We start from the raw sequence: 875 nt of genomic DNA on the forward strand, positions 1-875 counted from the left end.
GCTCCAAGCTCGTGCTCCCCTCCTTGGGAGGGGCCGGGGGAGGTTTCCATTAGGAGTGCTTCTCCTTGCAGTTTAGGCCTCCTCATCGCAAGCGGCATCTAAGAATATCCAAGAATATTTCAGAAGATATAAAGGTTATTAGCCTGTAAATTAATTCATTTTGTTTCTTAAGAAAATACTCCAAGCTCGTGCTCCCCTACTTGGAGAGACTTCGGGATAGTTCATCATAAGATATACTGTAATACGGTTAGGGGACATCACTTCATTAATAATTCAGAAAGCCTTGCATCTGTTCTCTGTTTCATCAAAATGATATTTCTCAAAATGTACACCATCACTGTAACTGAAATTTATCAATAATCCAATCGGAATATGAGTCAAGCGCATGTAATGAAATAATTGTAATCTATGCTCTTTCCTTATTTCTTCTACCGCTTTTAACTCTAAAATGATTTGATTATTGATAACAATATCCATGCGATATGTCTTAGACAGTCTGACGTCTCTAAAGAATAAAGGTAGTTCTTTCTGTTCTTCGACTTTAAAACCATCCTTTCGGAGTAAATAGACGAATGCTGCCTGATATGCAGATTCCAGTAATCCTCCTTTATATTCATTATAGACAGAGAATGCATCACCAATGATTTTCTTAGATAATTCTTTGTATTCTACGATGTTCATGATAAAAGATTATTGGTTTACTCTTTGAACGTAATTCTTTGAAATAAATTATATGTACATGTATTTATTTCCATTAATCCTTTTAGATTTATGCTCGTTATCTACTTTCTTCTTGCATTTTAGCTCTCCTCGTCGCAGGTGACATCCGAGAATATCCAAAAATATTATAGAAGATATAAGGATTATTGGAGGGC

At 35.5% G+C, this 875-nt stretch carries 1 protein-coding gene; it reads right to left on the minus strand.

Features of this window, described 5'->3' with window-relative positions; all coding sequences use genetic code 11:
* Positions 1-273: 273 nt before the first annotated feature.
* On the minus strand, positions 274-681 hold the full coding sequence (locus HMPREF2983_RS05850; RefSeq protein ID WP_070667352.1) for a GxxExxY protein: 408 nt from the start codon (positions 679-681) through the stop codon (positions 274-276).
* Positions 682-875 lie beyond the last annotated feature (194 nt).

Source organism: Prevotella sp. HMSC077E09, from assembly GCF_001814685.1.
GTDB classification, from domain to species: Bacteria; Bacteroidota; Bacteroidia; order Bacteroidales; family Bacteroidaceae; genus Prevotella; species Prevotella oris.

Excerpts from the sequence above, each read along its gene's own strand:
- HMPREF2983_RS05850 (WP_070667352.1), bottom strand. The coding sequence starts at position 681 with ATGAACATCGTAGAATACAAAGAATTATCTAAGAAAATCATTGGTGAT.